The sequence below is a fragment of the Kribbella sp. VKM Ac-2568 genome, from assembly GCF_004345365.1.
Lineage (GTDB): Bacteria > Actinomycetota > Actinomycetes > Propionibacteriales > Kribbellaceae > Kribbella > Kribbella orskensis.
This window is the reverse complement of record NZ_SLVF01000002.1, coordinates 516,229-533,614: the sequence shown is the minus strand read 5'-3', so window position 1 is coordinate 533,614 and position 17,386 is coordinate 516,229. Positions and strand designations below refer to the sequence as shown.

General features: G+C 69.5%; 18 protein-coding genes. 11 read left to right on the top strand and 7 right to left on the bottom strand.

Going from position 1 to position 17,386, the window contains the following annotated elements; translation table 11 throughout:
- Window positions 1-38 precede the first annotated feature (38 nt).
- The 4 genes from EV648_RS06330 to EV648_RS06315 all read left to right on the top strand — a co-directional run bounded on the left by EV648_RS06330 (window position 39) and on the right by EV648_RS06315 (window position 3,598).
- Window positions 39-848, top strand: a complete 810-nt coding sequence (locus tag EV648_RS06330; RefSeq protein WP_132286041.1) for an alpha/beta hydrolase — start codon at window positions 39-41, stop codon at window positions 846-848.
- Window positions 845-1,636, top strand: coding sequence for an MBL fold metallo-hydrolase (locus EV648_RS06325; RefSeq protein WP_132286038.1), 792 nt, complete (start codon window positions 845-847; stop codon window positions 1,634-1,636). The genes EV648_RS06330 and EV648_RS06325 overlap by 4 nt, the downstream gene beginning before the upstream one ends.
- A gap of 75 nt (window positions 1,637-1,711) precedes the next feature.
- Window positions 1,712-2,713: an aldo/keto reductase gene (locus EV648_RS06320; protein WP_132286035.1), complete on the top strand. Its 1,002-nt coding sequence runs from the start codon at window positions 1,712-1,714 to the stop codon at window positions 2,711-2,713.
- Between the two features lie 48 nt (window positions 2,714-2,761).
- A complete protein-coding gene (locus EV648_RS06315; protein ID WP_132286032.1) occupies window positions 2,762-3,598 on the top strand; it encodes a helix-turn-helix transcriptional regulator in 837 nt (278 codons plus the stop codon).
- On the opposite strand, the gene EV648_RS06310 is transcribed toward EV648_RS06315, so the two are convergent.
- Together EV648_RS06310 and EV648_RS06305 are read right to left on the bottom strand one after the other, a co-directional pair.
- Entirely contained in the window at window positions 3,585-4,889 is a 1,305-nt protein-coding gene (locus tag EV648_RS06310) for an MFS transporter (RefSeq protein ID WP_199234444.1), read from the bottom strand. The two genes, EV648_RS06315 and EV648_RS06310, sit on opposite strands and share 14 nt — an antisense overlap.
- 187 nt (window positions 4,890-5,076) lie before the next feature.
- Window positions 5,077-6,867, bottom strand: coding sequence for a long-chain fatty acid--CoA ligase (locus EV648_RS06305; RefSeq protein ID WP_132286029.1), 1,791 nt, complete (start codon window positions 6,865-6,867; stop codon window positions 5,077-5,079).
- 98 nt (window positions 6,868-6,965) lie between these two features.
- Between EV648_RS06305 and EV648_RS45060 the strand changes: the two genes are divergently transcribed.
- The 7 genes from EV648_RS45060 (at window position 6,966) to EV648_RS06270 (ending at window position 13,335) form a co-directional block, all read left to right on the top strand.
- Window positions 6,966-7,844 carry an SRPBCC family protein gene (locus tag EV648_RS45060; protein ID WP_132286026.1) on the top strand — a complete coding sequence of 293 codons (879 nt, stop codon included), beginning with the start codon at window positions 6,966-6,968 and terminating at the stop codon, window positions 7,842-7,844.
- Window positions 7,845-7,847: 3 nt separating this feature from the next.
- Window positions 7,848-9,194 (top strand): ArsA family ATPase, encoded by a 1,347-nt coding sequence (locus tag EV648_RS06295; RefSeq protein ID WP_132286023.1) that lies wholly within the window; start codon window positions 7,848-7,850, stop codon window positions 9,192-9,194.
- A complete protein-coding gene (locus EV648_RS06290; protein ID WP_132286020.1) occupies window positions 9,191-9,631 on the top strand; it encodes a hypothetical protein in 441 nt (146 codons plus the stop codon). The genes EV648_RS06295 and EV648_RS06290 overlap by 4 nt, the downstream gene beginning before the upstream one ends.
- Window positions 9,622-10,578, top strand: a complete 957-nt coding sequence (locus tag EV648_RS06285; RefSeq protein ID WP_132286017.1) for an ROK family glucokinase — start codon at window positions 9,622-9,624, stop codon at window positions 10,576-10,578. The genes EV648_RS06290 and EV648_RS06285 overlap by 10 nt, the downstream gene beginning before the upstream one ends.
- 8 nt (window positions 10,579-10,586) lie before the next feature.
- Window positions 10,587-11,720 (top strand): ROK family glucokinase, encoded by a 1,134-nt coding sequence (locus EV648_RS06280; protein WP_132286014.1) that lies wholly within the window; start codon window positions 10,587-10,589, stop codon window positions 11,718-11,720.
- On the top strand, window positions 11,717-12,451 hold the full coding sequence (locus EV648_RS06275) for an endonuclease/exonuclease/phosphatase family protein (RefSeq protein ID WP_132286011.1): 735 nt from the start codon (window positions 11,717-11,719) through the stop codon (window positions 12,449-12,451). Before EV648_RS06280 ends, EV648_RS06275 begins: the two co-directional genes overlap by 4 nt.
- 116 nt (window positions 12,452-12,567) lie before the next feature.
- Window positions 12,568-13,335, top strand: a complete 768-nt coding sequence (locus EV648_RS06270; RefSeq protein ID WP_132286008.1) for an SDR family oxidoreductase — start codon at window positions 12,568-12,570, stop codon at window positions 13,333-13,335.
- Here EV648_RS06270 and EV648_RS06265 read toward each other — a convergent pair.
- From EV648_RS06265 to EV648_RS06245, 5 genes are read right to left on the bottom strand one after another with little or no spacing between them, the layout of a single operon-like run.
- The gene (locus EV648_RS06265) at window positions 13,332-14,081 is read right to left on the bottom strand and encodes an enoyl-CoA hydratase-related protein (protein WP_132286005.1); all 750 of its coding nucleotides are present in this window, start codon (window positions 14,079-14,081) and stop codon (window positions 13,332-13,334) included. The two genes, EV648_RS06270 and EV648_RS06265, sit on opposite strands and share 4 nt — an antisense overlap.
- Before the next feature lie 54 nt (window positions 14,082-14,135).
- A complete protein-coding gene (locus EV648_RS06260; protein ID WP_132286003.1) occupies window positions 14,136-14,516 on the bottom strand; it encodes a VOC family protein in 381 nt (126 codons plus the stop codon).
- Between the two features lie 46 nt (window positions 14,517-14,562).
- Window positions 14,563-15,795, bottom strand: a complete 1,233-nt coding sequence (locus tag EV648_RS06255; RefSeq protein ID WP_132286000.1) for a TIGR00300 family protein — start codon at window positions 15,793-15,795, stop codon at window positions 14,563-14,565.
- Between the two features lie 54 nt (window positions 15,796-15,849).
- A complete protein-coding gene (locus EV648_RS06250; protein WP_132285997.1) occupies window positions 15,850-16,620 on the bottom strand; it encodes a hypothetical protein in 771 nt (256 codons plus the stop codon).
- On the bottom strand, window positions 16,613-17,377 hold the full coding sequence (locus EV648_RS06245; protein ID WP_132285994.1) for a carboxylesterase: 765 nt from the start codon (window positions 17,375-17,377) through the stop codon (window positions 16,613-16,615). The genes EV648_RS06250 and EV648_RS06245 overlap by 8 nt, the downstream gene beginning before the upstream one ends.
- Window positions 17,378-17,386: the final 9 nt, after the last annotated feature.

Sequence of the window (17,386 nt, the reverse complement as noted above, 5' to 3'; positions counted from 1 at the left end):
ACCGACACACGCCGTCCTGACCGAAAGGGATTCTGATCATGGCCGCTCCCGACACGATCGTCTTGGTGCACGGCTTCTGGATGACGCCGCGAAGCTGGGAGAACTGGGTCAAGCACTACGAGGAGCGCGGCTTCCGGGTGCTCGCGCCCGGGTACCCGGGGTTCGAGGTGGAAGTCGAGTCGCTGAACGCCGACCCGACGCCGATCCTCAAGCTGACCGTGCCGAAGATCATCGAGCACCTCGAGTCGGTGATCCGGGAACTGCCCTCGCCGCCGGTCATCATCGGTCACTCGGCGGGCGGCGCGTTCACCCAGATCCTGCTCGACCACGGCTTCGGCGCGGCCGGCGTGGCGATGAACTCGGCGCCGACGGAAGGCGTCCGCGTCGTACCGCTGTCGCAGGTGAAGTCGACCCGCCCGGTGCTGAAGAACCCGGCGAACCGGCACAAGGCGATCCCGTTGTCGCTGGAGGAGTTCAAGTACGCGTTCACCAACACCTTCACCGACGAGGATTCGAAGGCGCTGTACGAGCGGTACGCGATCCCGGCGAACGGCGGCATCCTGTGGGGGAGCGTGCTGGCGAACTTCCAGCCCGGGCACCAGGACACCTGGGTCGACTACCACAACGACCACCGTGCGCCGCTGCTGTTCGTCTCCGGCTCCGAGGACCACATCATGCCGCCCGAGGTACAGCGCTCGAACGCCAAGCACTACAAGTCGGACACCGTGACCGAGGTGAAGCTGTACGAGGGGTACGCGCACCTGCTGCCCGCGCAGGCCGGCTGGGAGTCGATCGCGGACGAGGTCCTCGACTGGGCCCTGAGTCACGCGGCGACCGACAAGCCGTGACCGACGTCCGGATCACCCACATCGGCGGCCCGACCACCCTGATCGAGGTCGAGGGTTGGAGTCTCCTCACAGACCCGACCTTCGACCCGCCAGGTCGCCGGTACTCGTTCGGCTGGGGTTCGGCCTCCACCAAGGTGGCCGGACCGGCCGTACCTGCGGCGGACCTGCTGCCGGTCGACGCAGTACTGCTCACCCATGACCACCACGCCGACAACCTCGACGATGCGGGTCGGGCTCTGTTGCCTGGTGTTGGTGCTGTCGTGACCACCGTGGCAGGCGGGCGTCGGCTCGGCGGTAGCGCCGTGGGCCTTTCGCCCTGGGCGACCCACTCGCTGGAGAAGCCCGGCCTGCCCACACTCGAGATCACCGCCACGCCTTGTCGGCACGGCCCTCCGCTGAGCCGCCCGATCACCGGTGAGGTCACGGGCTTCGCCCTCCGCTGGCCCGGCCAGCAACACGGCGCCCTGTGGATCTCCGGCGACACAGTCCTGTACTCCGGTGTGCGCGAGGTCGCCAGCCGCGTGAACGTGGGCACGGTGTTGCTTCACCTCGGCGCGGTCCAGTTCAACGTCACCGGGCCGCTCCGCTACACGATGTCCGGGCCGGAGGGTGTCGAACTCTGCGAACTCCTCCGGCCGCACACCGTCATCCCCGTCCACTACGAGGGCTGGAGCCACTTCACCCAAGGTCGCGACACCATCGTGAAGGCGTTCGCCGCGGCTCCCACCGATGTCCGCGACTCGCTGACCTGGCTCACCTTGGGTGCCCCGAAGACGCTGGCGGTCTGAGCGCTGGCTGGTTCTGCTGGACCTAGGTTGAAGGTGGCCTGGTTCGGTGCGGCGGGCTGCGCGAGGCTCGGTCGCATGACTGATTGGGAACTGGGCAAGGTCCGTCTGGGCACGGACGGACCGGTGGTGGGCCGGCAGGGTTTCGGCGCGATGGCGATCAACACCGGGTACTACGGGCCGACCGACGAGGCCGCCGCGCGGGCGACGCTCGAACAGGCGCTGGCGGTCGGGATCACGCTCTTCGACACGGCGGACGCGTACGGCGACGGCGCGAACGAGCAGTTCCTCGCGCCGTTCCTGGCTGCGCACCACGACGAGGTGGTGATCGCGACGAAGTTCGGCCTCGCTGATCACGCGCGAGGCATCGTGAACGACCCGGCGTCGATCCGCGCCGCCGCCGATGCCAGCCTGCGCCGGCTTGGTGTCGACCACATCGACCTGTACTACATGCACCGCCGCGACGTGAAGGTGCCGATCGAGGAGACCGTCGCCACCATGGCCGAGCTCGTCCAGGCCGGCAAGGTGCGGTATCTGGGGTTGAGCGAGGTGACCGCCGATGAGCTGCGCGCGGCGTACGCAGTACATCCGATCGCTGCTGTGCAGTCGGAGTGGTCACTGTTCAGCCGCGACATCGAGACCCAGGTCGCGCCCGCGGCCGCCGAGCTCGGTACAGCGCTCGTGCCGTACTCGCCGTTGGGCCGCGGCGTCCTCACTGGCGCGGTGCCCTCGGCGGATCACCTCGAGAGCGACGACGTACGCCGGAGCATGCCGCGGTTCTCTGAAGGCAACGACACGGCCAACCACGATCTGCTGGTCCCGCTGCGGGCTATTGCCGCTGCTCGTGGTGCGACGCTTGCGCAGATCGCGCTCGCCTGGTTGCACGCGCAGGAACGGGTGTTCGGTCTTCCCGTCGTACCGATCCCTGGTACGCGCAGCAGCGCGCGGGTGGTCGAGAACGCGCGCGGCGCGCTCATCACGCTGACCGACGAGGAGTTGGCGCAGCTCGAACCGATCGCGGACAGCGTGGCGGGCAACCGTTATGCCGACATGAGGTTCACCTCGGCTGGACGCGAGTAGGTCTGGCAGGGCCAGGCTGAGTTGGGCGGCCGGGCATACGGTGGAAGGGTGAATGCTCAGCTCGGCGACTTCCTCCGGTCCCGGCGCGCTCGCCTCAATCCTGGCGATGTCGGTCTGGTGCAGCACGGACAGCGACGCGTCCCCGGCCTGCGGCGCGAGGAGGTGGCGCAGCTCGCCGGGGTGAGCAGCGACTACTACACCCGGCTGGAGCAGGGGCGCGGTCGGCAGGTCTCGGACGCGGTGCTGGACGCGATCAGTCGCGCGCTGCGGCTCACCAGCACCGAGCACGCGTACCTGCACGACCTCGCCCGGCCTCAGCGCAGTGATGCCGGGCCGCGGCCGATGATCCGTGCCAGCGTGCACCAGTTGCTCGACAGCCTGCGAGACGTCCCCGCGATCGTTGTCGACTACCGGATGGTGATCGTCACGGCGAATGCCCTCGGCAACGCTGTGTTCAGCCTCACCGAGGACCCGCGGACTCGGGACCGCGCCCGCAAGTTCTTCCTCGACCCGGCGTCACGCGATTTCTTTCCCGACTGGGCGGCTGATGCCGAGACCGTGACCGCCGAGCTCCGGGTCCAGACCGCGCGCCACCCGCACGACCGCTGGCTCGCGGAGCTGGTGGGGGACCTGAGCATCAACAGCCCCGAGTTCCGCGCGTTGTGGGCCGACCACACGGTCAAGGAGAAGACCCTGGGCCGGAAACGCCTCAACCACCCGCTGGTCGGCTCGCTCGAGCTCACCTACGAGAGGCTGGCCATTGCCCAGGACAACGAACAGACCCTGATCACATACCTCGCCGCCCCGGACTCGCCGACCGCCGAACGCCTCGCGATGCTGGCCAGTTGGACTGCCACCGGCGACCTGACGGTCAGGCCGGGGTGAGGACCTGCTCGTCTGCGGTCGTCTTCACCTCGGCGTCGGGCGGTGCATCCGTGATCGCCCGTTCGCGTCGGGCCAGGAGGATGAACGGCAGGACGAGCAACTGGATGCCGGCGCCGACGACGTACGCCGGGCCGAAGCCCCACACGTCGGCGGCCTTGCCGAGCGCGGGCTGGATGACGACGCCACCGCCAGAGGCGAGCAGGTTGTCCGAGGACAGTACCGTCGCGCGCTGGGCCGACGGGATCAGGCCGTTGAGGAATGCCTGCCTGACCGGCATGGCGGCCGCGAACATGGTCGCCCAGATCGCCAGCAGCACGAGCGCCGCCCAGAAGTTCGACACCAGCCCGATCAGCACCAGCGACACCGCGATGATCACAGAGGTGATCAGCAGCACCGAAGTACGCCGCCGGAACGCCCGGCTCACCAGCGATGCCGAGGTGCCACCGGCGATCTGTGCCCCGGCGACGAGTGCGGCGGCCAGCCCGGCAACCGCGTACGAGTCGCTGCTGCCGTAGAGCTCGAGCAGGTACGGCTGCGCGGCGTAGAACCCGTACCCGCTGACGCCCGCGGCGAAGGGAGCGGCGAGCATCAACCACCGCACCGGCGGATTGCCCAGTCCGTGACGCATGGACGCCCGCAGAATCCCGCGCATCTCGGCAGTCACCGAAACCCGCGGCTTCGGCTCGAACCCGACATCGTGCATAGCCCGCCACGCCACCACGAAGGTGAGCGCCAGCAACACCGCCCGCACGACGTACGGGGCCCCGAGGTTGGTCGTCTGAGCCAACACCCCACCAGCGACCGTCCCACCCATCATCGCGACCCCACCGGCAACCTGCCCCTTGGCAAACGCCGCCTCCAGGGACCCCTCGTATCCAGTGGCGTTCAACCCATCCACGAGCCACGCCTCAGTGGCGCCGCTGAAGAACGTGAACCCCAGCCCCAACAACACTGACGCCCCAGCCCAGGCGGCAAACGGCGCCTGCGTCTGCCAGAGAAGCAGATACAACAACGTCGCCCCCACCAACGTCGCGGCCCCCAGCAGATACGACACACGTCGCCCCACGGTGTCAGCCACAACCCCCGTGGGCACCTCGAACAGCACCATCCCCGCGGTGAAGAACGCATTGGCCGCAAACGCCTCACCAACACTCAACCCGGCATCAAGCAGGAAGAGCGTATTGATCCCCCAGATCATCGACGAAGCACTCGTCGACACCACAACGAGCACCAAGTACGTCCGCAAAACCCGCTCCGCCGGACCCTTCATCACGAGCCTCTTCCGTCGCATGGCCACCACCCAGAACTGGGCTGTCACATGCAACGTCGGAGCAAGGACGTCCCCCTCGACGTCCCTGTTCAGAGGCAGCGCGTCCGACAGCGACGTGATTCGGTCACCCGGGCTCGAGCCTGCGGCTCACGGATGGGTGGGTCGAGCGGCGGCGCAGGCGTCGCGAAGCGGGCCGAAGTACCAGCTGTTACTTCTGGTACAGGGCTTCTACGTCGGCCTTGTGTTTTTCCATGACGATGTGGCGGCGGAGGGAGAGTTTGAGGGAGAGTTCGCCGTTCTCCTGGGTCCAGTCGGTTTCCAGGATGGTGAACTTCTTGATGCCTTCGGCCTTTGATACCGCGGTGTTGGCGTCGTCGATGGCGGACTGGATCTCGGCGATCAGGTCCTTGTCGGTCGCCAGGGTGGACATGTCGTTGGGCTTGCCGTTCTTGGTGGCCCAGGCGCCGATGGTCTCGGGGTCGATGGTGACGAGGGCGGCGATGAAGGCCTTGCCGTCGCCGACGACCATGCACTGGCTGACCAGGGGGTGCAGGCGGATGCGGTCCTCCAGTACGGCGGGGGCAACGTTCTTGCCGCCGGCCGTCACCAGGATCTCCTTCTTGCGGCCGGTGATCTTGATGAAGCCGTCGACGTCGAACTCGCCCAGGTCGCCGGTGTGGAACCAGCCGTCGGCGTCGATCGCGGCAGCGGTGGCCTCGTCGTTCTTCCAGTAGCCGAGCATCACTTGGCCGCCCTTGAAGCAGAGCTCGCCGTCCTCGGCGACGCCGACGGTGACGCCGGGCAGGGGCTTGCCGACGGTGCCGATGCGGATGTCGTCGGGCAGGTTCACGGCCAGGGCGGCGGTGGTCTCGGTGAGGCCGTAGCCCTCCAGGACCGGTACGCCGATGCCGCGGAAGAAGTGGCCGAGGCGGTCGCCGAGGGGGGCGCCACCGGAGACGGCGTAGTCGACCTGGCCGCCAAGGACGTTGCGGAGCTTGGCGTAGACGAGCTTGTCGAACAGGGTGTGCTTGGCCTTCAGGCCGAAGCTCGGACCGCCCTTGTCCAGCGCCTGGGAGTAGGCGATCGCGGTCTCCGCGGCGGCGTCGAAGATCTTGCCCTTGCCGGCCGCGTGCGCGGTCTGGCTGGCGGTGTTGAACACCTTCTCGAAGACGCGCGGCACGCTGAGGATGAAGGTCGGCTTGAACTCGCCGAGGTCCGCTACCAGGTTCTTCACGTCCGCGGTGTGGCCGACCTTGACCCGCATCATCACGCAGCCGACCTGGATGATCCGGGCGAACACGTGCGCCAGCGGCAGGAACAGCAGAGTGGAGGCGCCTGTCAGCTTGAACAGGCCGGGCAGCACCTTCACAGCGGTGCCGAGCTCGTCCATGAAGTTCGCATGGCTGAGCTTGCAGCCCTTGGGGCGGCCGGTGGTGCCGGACGTGTAGATCAGCGTCGCGAGGTCACCAGGGACCACGGCGGTACGGCGCTTGTCCAGTTCGGCGTCGGCGATGTCCTGGCCGAGCACGGTGAGCTCGTCGACCGCGCCGGACTCGATCTGCCAGACCTCTTGCAGCGAAGGCGCCTCGGCCCGGGCGGACTCGACGACGGCGCCGTGCGCGGCGTTCTCGACGATCGCGACGACGGCCTCGGAGTCGGTCAGGATCCACTGGACCTGGGACGCGGAGGAGGTCTCGTAGATCGGCACGGTGGCCGCGCCGATGCTCCAGATCGCGTAGTCGATCAGGGTCCACTCGTACCGCGTGGCGCTCAGCAGCGCGACCCGGTCGCCGTGCCTCACCCCGGCTGCGATCAGGCCCTTCGCCACCCCGCTCACCTGGCGGGCGAACTCGGCCGCCGAGATGTCCAGCCAGCCGCCGTCGACCCGGCGGCTGAAGACCGCGGTGTCAGGATGGGAGGACGCGTTCGCCCAGACGGGATCGCTCAGGCTGCCGGTGGTCGGTGGCTCGATCACAGCGGGGGTGGTGTATTCACGCATTCCGCGTCTCCTCAGTCGGTCACGAATAGTCGACTCCGGCGCACGCTACAGTCACCTACCCGGAAGTAGCCAGATGAGTGTGACCCAGGGAACTAGCTATGCCATCGCTCGACATCAGTTGCGACGACTTGGTCGTTGCTGATCCAGCCTACGTCGCGGATCGTCTCGGTGAGGACACCCTCTGGCGCGAGTGGTGGCCCGAGTTGACCATGACCCCGTCGGAGCGCCGCGGCCTGGAGGGCGTCCGGTGGGCCGTCACCGGCGCCGCGATCGGTACTGCGGAGTGGTGGCTCGAGCAGGTCCGCGACGGCGTGGTGGTGCACTGGTACCTCCGGGTCGACCCGGTACGCCGGACCGGCCGCCGGGGGCTCACGAAGCTGCAGGAGCAGTACGTCGCGCGGTACCGGGACAACATCTGGCGGTTCAAGGACGAAGTCGAGCGAGGCCGCGCCGCGGGCGAGCGCAGGTCCGGCTGGGAACCCGCGATAGTCTCCGGGGAGGGCGGCGGCGCCCCTTCCAAGTCCCGGCAACGGAGAGGTGAATCGATGGCAGAGCAGACCACCTCGACCATCGTCGTGAACGCGACCCCGAAGGCGATCATGGCGGTGATCGCGGACTTCGAGGCGTATCCGGAGTGGGCCGACTCGATGCGCGAGACCGAGGTGCTGTCCACCGACGAGGCCGGCCGGCCGAAACAGGTGCGGTTCAAGGTGGATGCCGGGGCGATCTCCGACGAGTACACGCTGGACTACGTGTGGTCCCGCAACGAGGTCACCTGGACGCTCGTCCAGGCCAAGATGGTGAAAGGCATGGACGGCGCCTATGTCCTGCGCGACCTGGGCGACCAGGGCACCGAGGTGACGTACCGGCTCGCCGTCGACGTGGCCATCCCGATGATCGGGATGCTCAAGCGCAAGGCCGAGAAGGTCATCATCGACACCGCCCTGAAGGGGCTCAAGAAGCGCGTCGAGTCCTGACCCGTGACCCGGGTCCTGCTGTACACAGGTAAAGGCGGCGTGGGAAAGACCACGTCCGCGGCCGGCACCGCCACGCTCGCCGCGCTACGTGGCCTGCGCACGCTGGTGCTGTCCACCGATGCCGCGCACTCGCTGTCGGACGCGTTCGACAGCGCCGTCGGCCAGGAGCCGACCGAGATCGACGACCTGCTGTTCGTCCAGCAGATCGACGCGCAGCGCCGGTTCGAGCGCTCCTGGGGCGACATCCAGGCGTACCTGCGCTCGGTCCTGCACGTGGTCGGGGTCGACCCGATCGAGGCCGAGGAGCTGACCGTGCTGCCGGGCGCGGAGGAGGTCCTCGCGCTGCTCGAGGTGCGCGACCACGTCCGGTCCGGCCGCTGGGACGTGGTCGTGGTCGACTGCGCGCCGACCGCCGAGACGCTGCGGCTGCTCGCGCTGCCGGAGGCGCTGAACTGGTACATGGACCGGATCTTCAACGTCGAGCGCAAGGTGGTCCGCACGTTCCGGCCGTTGCTGAGCAAGGCCGCCGGCATCCCGATGCCGGACGACAACGTGTTCGACGCCCTGCGCCGGTTGCACCGGGACCTGGCCGACATCCGCGCGCTGCTGGCCGGTCCCGACGCCTCCGTGCGGCTCGTGCTCACGCCCGAGGCGGTCGTGGTCGCCGAGGCGCGCCGCTCGCTCACAACCCTGTCCCTGTACGGCTACCGCGTGGACGGGGTCGTCGCGAACCGGGTGTTCCCGGCGGCCGGTGCCGACAACTGGCGGCGGCAGTGGGTCGCGGCCCAGCGCGGGATCCTCGAGGACGTCGCCGACTCGTTCCGCCCACTGCCGATCTGGGAGTCGCCGTACCGCGCCTGCGAGCCGGTCGGCGTCGAGGAGCTCGCGGCCTTCGCCGTGGAGATGTACGGCAAGGACGACCCGTTCGCGCGGGCCACCGACGAGACCTCGCTGTGGGTGGATCGCCACATCGACACCGACGGCCGGACCTACACTCTGACCATGCCGTTGCCGCTGGCATCCGCGAGTGACCTGGAGCTGGCCCGGCACGGCGACGAACTGATCATCACGGTCGGCTCGTACCGCCGGGTGCTGCCGCTGCCGGCCGCGCTGGCTCGGGGCGTCGTCGCCGGGGCGCGACTGGAGGACGGACGTTTGCAGGTGCGGTTCGCGCCGCGCGAGCCGTTGCCGAAGCCCTCCGAACTGCCGATCATGACTGGCCCGCTGGAGTCAGCGCAGGGGCTGGCCCAGCAGGGGTTGGTGCAGGAGGGATTGGCGCAGGAGATCCGGGAACAGATGAGCCAGCAGTTCGATCCCGGTCCGGCCGCGATCACGGAGGGAACCAGGTGAGCAAGGAGCCGGTGGGAACCGTTGCCGAGGAGGCCGCGAAGCTGTTCGCCGTCCTCCAGCAGGCCGCACGCCAGCAGGACCCCGCGCCGCCGCCGCCGGAGGAGCCCGACGCGGACGAGCCGGCCGCGCCCGGACCCGGAGTACAGGATGGGCACGGTACGGCGCGCTGTGGTGCGGCCGAGTGCCAGTGGTGTCCCGTCTGCCAGCTGATCGCGAAGGTGCGCCACACCAGCCCGGAGACGATCGAGCAGCTGTCGATGGCGGCCGCCGGGGTGCTCGGATCGGTCCGGTCGTTGCTGGAGGCCGCCGCGGAGGCTGCGCGACAGGCCCGTGCGGACGCGGAGGCGCAAACAGCCCGAACACAGGACACGGAACGGCCCGCCCGGTCCCGGGTGGACAGGATCGACGTGAGTGAGGACCCCGAACCATGGGACTGAGCATCGGCATCGACGTCGGCGGTACGAAGATCGCCGCCGGCGTGGTGGGAGCGGACGGCAAGATCGGCGCCCGCGCGCAACGCGACACCCCGGCGGACTCCACCGACGAGACCGCACAGGCGATCTGCGACGCGGCCGCCGAGCTGATCAAGGAGCACGAGGTCGAGGCGGTCGGGATCGGCGCCGCCGGGTTCGTCTCCTCGGACCGCTCGACGGTGCTGTTCGCCCCGAACCTCGCCTGGCGGGACGAGCCGCTCGGCCGGCGCGTCAGCGAAGTACTGAAGGTGCCGGTCGTGGTGGAGAACGACGCGAACGCGGCTGCCTGGGGTGAGTTCGCCTTCGGCGCCGCGAAGAACGTCGAACACATGGTCTGCGTGACGGTCGGTACCGGGATCGGCGGCGGCGTCGTGATCGAGGGTGAGCTGCTGCGTGGCGCGCATGGTGTGGCGGCCGAGCTCGGGCACATGCGGGTGGTGCCCGGCGGGCATCGCTGCGGCTGTGGCGGGCGCGGCTGCTGGGAGCAGTACGCCTCCGGCCGAGCGCTGGTCCGCGAGGCCAGGGCGCAGGCGGAGTCCGGTTCGCTGGCCGCGGCGCAGATGCTGAGCGTCTGCGGGATCACTGACTCGGCGGAGCTGACCGGCCCGATGATCACCGAGGCCGCGGCGGCCGGCGACCCGTGTGCGGTCGAGCTGCTGGACGACCTCGGCCGCTGGCTGGGGGAGGGCCTGGCGAGCATCGCGACGCTGTTCGACCCGAGCACGATCGTGATCGGCGGCGGGGTCAGCGCGGCGAAGGAACTACTGTTGAAGTCGGCGCAGGTCGCGTTCGAGAAGAACCTGCCGGCCAAGGCGAACCGGCCGCACCCCAGCTTCGGCCTGGCGGAACTGGGTAACGACGCCGGCATCATCGGCGCCGCGGACCTGGCCCGTCGGCCGGCCGGCCGTTAGGAGGGTCGATGGCTCTGACGCAGGCGTTGACGATCGGGATCGACATCGGTGGCACCAAGGTGGCCGCCGGAGTGGTCGACCCGGAGGGCAACATCCTGGACCGGTTGCGCCGGGACACCCCGACGAAGGACCCCAGGGAGACCGAGGACGCGATCGCCGAGATCGTGCACGACCTGGAGTCGCGGCACGACGTGATCGCGGTCGGGATCGGCGCGGCCGGGTTCGTCGACGGCACCCGGTCGTCCGTGCTGTTCGCCCCGCATCTCGCCTGGCGGCACGAGCCGCTGCGCGACGCGGTCGAACGCCGCCTCGGGCTGCCCGTGGTGGTCGAGAACGACGCGAACGCGGCGGCCTGGTCGGAGTGGCGCTTCGGCGGCGGCCAGGGGGAGAGTCACCTGGTCTGCGTCACACTCGGTACCGGGATCGGCGGCGCGATCCTCAACGACGGCGCCCTGCAGCGGGGCAAGTTCGGCATCGCCGGCGAGTTCGGGCACATGCAGGTCGTGCCCGGCGGACATCGGTGCGAGTGCGGCAACCGCGGCTGCTGGGAGCAGTACGCCTCGGGCAACGCGCTGACCCGCGAGGCGCGGGAGTTGGCCCTGTCCGGCTCCCCGGTCGCGCACAACCTGCTCCGCGCCGCGGACGGTGATCCCCGCAAGATCAACGGGCCGATGGTGACCGAGCTGGCGAAGGACGGCGACCCGGTCGCGGTCGAACTGCTCGAGGATGTCGGCCGCTGGCTGGGCATCGGCCTGGCGAACCTCGCCGCCGCGCTCGACCCCGGCACGTTCGTCATCGGTGGCGGTGTCTCCGACGCCGGCGAGTTGCTGCTCGCTCCCGCCCGCGAGGCGTTCAAGCGCACGCTGACCGGACGTGGATTCCGCCCGGAGGCGCGGATCGTGCGTGCCGTACTGGGTCCGGAGGCCGGCATGGTCGGGGCCGCGGACCTCGCGCGCGAAGAGGCCACCTGGCTGCGGCGGGTGCGGGTCAAGACGACCGCGGTGACGGCGAAGACCGCAGCCCGCAGCGGCCGGTCCACCCGGCTGGAGCGGGCTGCGCGCAAGTCGGTCGGCCGCCGTACCGGGATGCGTACTGCGGCGCCGGATCCCGAGCGGGAGTTGCAAGACGAGACTGAGGTATGACAGCGGGCCCGTCGCTGCGGGTGCTGTCGTACAACGTGCACCGCTGGGGTGATGATCGCGACGCGCTGGCCCGGGTGGTTCGCGCCTGCGCGCCCGATGTCGCGCTGATCCAGGAGGCGCCGACGTGGTGGGGGACCAGGCGCAAGCGCGAGGCGATGGCGGCGACGTTCGGCCTCCGGTACGTCGCGGCGTCCGCGCGCAACGCGATCCTGGTTGCCGATGGCACCGAGCTGGCGGATCCCCTGAACTGGCGGGTCTGGCGGCCGTTCGTACGCCGACGGCTCCGGCTGATCGCCACCCAGCTCCCGGGTGGCGCGGTCGGCGGCCGGGTCACTCTCGGCGGCGTGGATCTCGCGATGGTCGTGTGTCACCTCGGACTGCACATCCGGGGCCGCCGGCACGAGCTCGAGCAGGTGCTGAAGGGTTGCAACTCCTTCAACCTGCCCTACCTCCTCGTCGGCGACCTCAACGAGGAACCGGACGGCCCGGTCTGGGAACGCCTTGCTGCTGAGGGATTGACCGATCTCGGCGCCGACGCCGGGCCGACGTACCACTCGAACAACCCCGTCAAGCGGATCGACGGCGCGCTGCTCTCCCCGGGCCTCGACGGTCAGGTGATCCCGCTCGGCTCGGTCGAAGGTGTCACCCGCGACGACCTGGCCGCGGGCTCGGACCACCTGCCGATGCTGCTCGAGATCAGCCCGGCTGAAACTCCAACAGCGGATCACTGACGGCCTCACGCCAGCGCTCCCGATGTCCGGTGGCCCGCAGGCGGTAGTAGATCGTCCCGCAATCGGTTACCGCAAAACCCTTTGTGTGCTGGGGATTCCGGCGGCAGGATGGCGGGATGAGCGAGCTGAAGAGGCCGGTTGTGCTGGTGACCGGAGTGGGACGCCGGGTCGGCATCGGGGCCGGGATCGCGGAGCGGCTGGCGGCGACCGGGTGGGACGTCGCGTTCACCTACCTGAGCCGGTACGACGACCGGATGCCTTGGGGCCAGGACACGGCCGCCCGGGACGAGATCACCGAGGTGCTCGAGAAGCACGGCGCGCGGGTGTTCGCGGTCGAGGGCGACTTCGAGGACACCGCCGCGCCGACCGAGGTGTTCCGCGCGACCAACGAGGCACTGGGACCCGTGCAGGCGCTGGTGATGTCGCACTGCGAGTCCGTGGACAGCGGGATCCTCGACACCACGATCGAGAGCTTCGACCGGCACTTCGCGGTGAACGCCCGGGCCGGCTGGCTGCTGATCAAGGCATTCGCCGAGCAGTACGCCGCGCCGTACGGGGACGGCCGGATCGTGGCGCTCACCAGCGACCACACGGTGCACAACCTGCCGTACGGCGCGAGCAAGGGCGCGCTGGATCGGATCACTCTGGCGGCGGGTCAGGAGCTCAGCCACCTCGGCATCACCGCGAACGTGATCAATCCGGGCCCGATCGACACCGGCTGGATGACGCCCGAGATGGTCGAGCAGTTCGCCGCCGAGAACCCGCTGAAGAGGCCCGGCCAACCCGCCGACACGGCGAATCTGGTGGCCTTCCTCTGCTCACCCGAGGGCGGCTGGATCAACAGCCAGCTCCTCACCAGCAACGGCGGCTGGCGCGCGGGCTAACCCTTCTTTCGGTTCAAGAAGGCCAGCATCGCTTCCTGGGCGGCGGGGGAGCCGAACAGGCCGGCGGAGAGCTCGGCCAGATCGGTGCCGCGGGCATCGATGTCGGCGAGGAGCTTCCGATTGAGCAGCTTCTTCGTCTCCCTGAGGCCCTGCGGCACACCCTTGAGCAGTGACTTCAGTACTGCGGCCAGCGCGGCGTCCAGGTCGTCGTCCGGGACAGCGCGGGTGACCAGCCCCAGCCGGGCCGCCTCGGCGCCGTCGAATCCGTCACCGGTCAGGAACGTCAGGGACGCGGCGCGATCGGTCAGCCGCGGGATCACGGTGAGGGAGATCGTGGCGGCGGCGAGCCCGAGCCGGACCTCGGTCAGGGCAAAGGTGGAACTCTCACCGGCGACGCTGATGTCCGCGGCCGCGACAATCCCGATCCCACCGGCACGCACAGGCCCGGCCACGCGAGCCACCACGGGCTTGGAGTTCGCCACGATCGCTCGCTGCACATCCACCATCCGCTGGGCGCCTACGCCCATCCCGACCGTGGTCGCCTCGGACAGGTCGGCACCCGAGCAGAACACGTCGAGCGCGGAGCGGATCACGACCACTCGCACCGCTTCGTCGGCATCAGCCGCCGCCAGATGAGCGAGGAGCTCACTGGTCAGCTGCTGGGAGAGCGTGTTCTTGTTGTGCGGCGAGTCCAGCGTGATCGTCGCAACGCCCTCGTCGACACTCAGGTGCACCAGTTCGGTCATACCGACATCCTGCCCGCTGCCGGTCCGCGTCGCCGTAACCAGCCCCACACGCGGCTAGTCGACGTACAGGCAGAACGGGTGCCCGTCCGGGTCGAGCATCACCCGCACATCCTTCTGAGGCTGGTACGACGCCAGTTCGGGGCCGGCCTCGACCGCGTGCGCGACCGCCTCGTCCAGGTCGTCCACCTCGAGGTCGAGGTGGATCGACATCTGCGGCTTGCCCTCCTCGGCGGGCCACACGGGTCTCTCGTAGAGCTCTTCGCGCTGGAAGGCCAGGTTGTAACCCGCCTCCTTGGTTGGTGCCAGGGTCACCCAGTTGGGCTCGTCGGCATACAGCGTCCAGCCGAGCAACCGCTGGTAGAAGCGGCCCAGCTTCTGTGGGTCCGGCGAGTTGAGCGCGACGCCGAACCAGTGCGCCTTCGTTCTCAGTGCCATGACCCCAGCCTGGACCAGACCGCCGACAGTTTGGCCCGGCAGGGAGCTACTTGCTGTCTCCTGAGTAGTCGGGGGCCAGTTCCCGGGCGAGGTGCTCGATGAACAGGCCGACGTCGGTGACGATGCCGCGGGCCTGGGAGGAGCCGCGGTCGGCCAGCTTCGTCACGGTCGCCGGGTTGATGTCAACGCAGGTGAGCGGGATGGAGGCCGGCAGGATGTTGCCGGTGGCAACCGAGTGGAGCATGGTCGCCGCCATCAGGCAGTAGCCGACGCCTGGCAGTTCGGCCCGCATGGCGCGCTGCCCCTCCAGCACGTCGGTGTAGACGTCCGGCAGGGGGCCGTCGTCGCGCACCGAGCCGACCAGCACGAAGCTCTTCCCGTTCTTCACCAGCGAGTGCATCACGCCCGAGGTCAGGACGCCCTTGTCGACGGCCTCGGCGATCGAGCCGGCCTTGCGGATCGTGTTGATCGCGCGGATGTGGTGCTCGTGACCGTGCTCCACCCCACGACCGCGGGCCAGGTCGACGCCCAGCGACGTGCCGTAGAGCGACGACTCGATGTCGTGCGTCGCGAGGGCGTTCCCGGCGAACAGCACGTCGACGTACCCGGCCTCGACCAGGGCGACCATGGCCGGCGCGGCGCCGGTGTGGACGATGCCGGGCCCGCCGACCCAGAGCACCTTCTGGCCGTTCGCCTTGGCCTCGCGCATGCCGTCGGCGACCTGCATGACGAGCACCCGCTGCGGCTTCTCGCTGGACACGTCCGACTCCATGAAGCCGAACGACTCCTCGGTGTTCGCGACCAGTGGGGGAGTGACCTTGACGCCCTGCGCGCTCGAGATGATCTTCATCCCGGCCTTCACCTCGGACATCGGGATGGTCCGGACCGATTCGCCCTCGACCAGCAGGCCGCAGTCCATCTCCGGGTTCCGCACCTGCACCCAGTGGCCGCTCAGCCGGACGCTGGTCGGCAGGTTCGTGGTGGAGTAGAAGCCGTCCGGGAATACGCCGTCCTGGGTCACCTCGGAGATCTCCGGCGTGCCCGGATCGACCAGGTTCGCGCCCTTGGTCTGGATCCGCATCAGCAGTCGCTGCAGGGCTTCCTCGTCCTCGGCGCCGACCGTCATCCGGACCGTCGACGGGTCGTCCTTGTCGTAGCCCAGGTCGAACCGGTCCAGCGTGTACTCACCGCCGTACCCGCGGATGTCGTCCAGGACGCGGGACAGCAGCCCGGAGTCCATCAGGTGGCCGGTGATCTCCACCGTCTCGGTGACCTGCACAGGTGCCTCCTCCGCCTCAGCTCGTCGGATTGTCCGACGATCCGAACTCTAGCGTCAGACGATCGCGCCGTCGTCAGGCGTGTCATCTGGTGGAAGGCGGTCCTTCATCCGGATCACCAGGGTGAGGAAGCCGGCGATGAAGCCGACCACCGCGATGGTGGTGATCCGGCCGGTGCCGAAGTCCAGCAGCGCGGCCAGAATCAGCAGCACCGGTCCGCCGAGCAGGCCGAGCCAGGCGGCCCGGCTGATCCAGTCCAGCTTCGGTCCGCGCGGCGGTTCCGGCGGGACGTAGTGGTCGTGCGGGTCCTCGGTCCGGCGGGCCGGCGGTTCCTCGGGCGGGTCCTCGTCGGTGTCGCCGACGATCAGCCCGGACGGTACGTCGATCAGCGGCTCGTAGGAGTTCTCGTCCACCTCCTCGCTGGCCGGCCACTGCGGTACCGGGTCCGCGTCGTGACCCGGCGCGGACGGCGCGTTGAACTGCTCGACCAGCGACGCCCACTCGGCGTCCTCGGTACTGCGTTCGATCACCGCGCGCGCCTGCTCCTCGGCGCCGGATGCGACGAAGATCTCCTCGAAGCCGGCCGGGATCTTCACCGCGGCCTCATCCGCCTTCGCGGGCGCCGGGCTCGGGGTCTCGGCGGTTGACTTACCTTCACCGGCGGGCTCGGCCGGAGCCTCGGAGGCCGACGGACCGGGCTCGCCCGGCGCACCGGCGTACGCGGCGATGCCGGCCTCGGCCAGCGCGGCGAGGACGGGCTCGGCGACGAGGGGATCGATCCCTCCCAGCGAGGTGTAGGCCGAAGCGGTCAGGCCGTTGTCACGCATCGGTACCGACCCGCCGGATGAAGGCCGTCGAGTCGGCGAAGATGCGCGGGGCGTCGTTGTCCAGAGTGGCCACGTGATAGCTGTCCTCGAGCAGGGTCTCGGTCACGTCGCGGGACGAGATCGACGCCAGCACCGTCCGGCCCGAGCTCGGCTCCACGACGTGATCGACAGTACTGCGGAACAGAAGAACCGGCTGCGTCACCTTGCCCAGATCGTCGCGGGTGAGCTGCCAGAGCTGCGACAGCGAGTGGAGCGCGCGCAGCGGCATCCGGTCGTAGGCGCCCTCGTCCACACCGGGTTTCTTGATGTCGTTCGAGATGCCCGGGAAGGACGGGACCAGCCGCTGCAGCACCGGGAGCAGCACCAGCCGCTTGTCGTCAGTGCGCACGGACGGGTTGACCAGGATCAGCCCGGCGATGTCGGCGCCGTGCTCCTCGGCCAGCCGCAGGGTCAGGCAGCCACCCATCGACAGCCCGGCGACGAACACCCGGTCGTGCTCCTTGCGGAGCCGCTCGAGCTCGTTGTCGAGGACGGCGTACCAGTCCTGCCAGCGGGTGGTGTTCATCTCCCGCCAGTGCGTGCCGTGCCCGGGCAGCCGCGGTACGGCGACGCCGTACCCCTCGGTGGCGAGGTGCTCGGCGAAGGGGCGCATCGCCCGCGGTGATCCGGTGAAGCCGTGGCTCAGCAGGACCCCGGTGGCGGCGTTCTCACCGGATCCTGGGCTGCGGAACTCTTCCGCATGAGCTTGCACTGGCACGGGTACTCC

Excerpts from the sequence above, each read along its gene's own strand:
- EV648_RS06330 (WP_132286041.1), top strand. The coding sequence starts at position 39 with ATGGCCGCTCCCGACACGATCGTCTTGGTGCACGGCTTCTGGATGACG.
- EV648_RS06320 (WP_132286035.1), top strand. The coding sequence starts at position 1,712 with ATGACTGATTGGGAACTGGGCAAGGTCCGTCTGGGCACGGACGGACCG.
- EV648_RS06310 (WP_199234444.1), bottom strand. The coding sequence starts at position 4,889 with ATGCGACGGAAGAGGCTCGTGATGAAGGGTCCGGCGGAGCGGGTTTTG.
- EV648_RS06305 (WP_132286029.1), bottom strand. The coding sequence starts at position 6,867 with ATGCGTGAATACACCACCCCCGCTGTGATCGAGCCACCGACCACCGGC.
- EV648_RS45060 (WP_132286026.1), top strand. The coding sequence starts at position 6,966 with ATGCCATCGCTCGACATCAGTTGCGACGACTTGGTCGTTGCTGATCCA.
- EV648_RS06285 (WP_132286017.1), top strand. The coding sequence starts at position 9,622 with ATGGGACTGAGCATCGGCATCGACGTCGGCGGTACGAAGATCGCCGCC.
- EV648_RS06280 (WP_132286014.1), top strand. The coding sequence starts at position 10,587 with ATGGCTCTGACGCAGGCGTTGACGATCGGGATCGACATCGGTGGCACC.
- EV648_RS06275 (WP_132286011.1), top strand. The coding sequence starts at position 11,717 with ATGACAGCGGGCCCGTCGCTGCGGGTGCTGTCGTACAACGTGCACCGC.
- EV648_RS06270 (WP_132286008.1), top strand. The coding sequence starts at position 12,568 with ATGAGCGAGCTGAAGAGGCCGGTTGTGCTGGTGACCGGAGTGGGACGC.
- EV648_RS06265 (WP_132286005.1), bottom strand. The coding sequence starts at position 14,081 with ATGACCGAACTGGTGCACCTGAGTGTCGACGAGGGCGTTGCGACGATC.
- EV648_RS06260 (WP_132286003.1), bottom strand. The coding sequence starts at position 14,516 with ATGGCACTGAGAACGAAGGCGCACTGGTTCGGCGTCGCGCTCAACTCG.
- EV648_RS06250 (WP_132285997.1), bottom strand. The coding sequence starts at position 16,620 with ATGCGTGACAACGGCCTGACCGCTTCGGCCTACACCTCGCTGGGAGGG.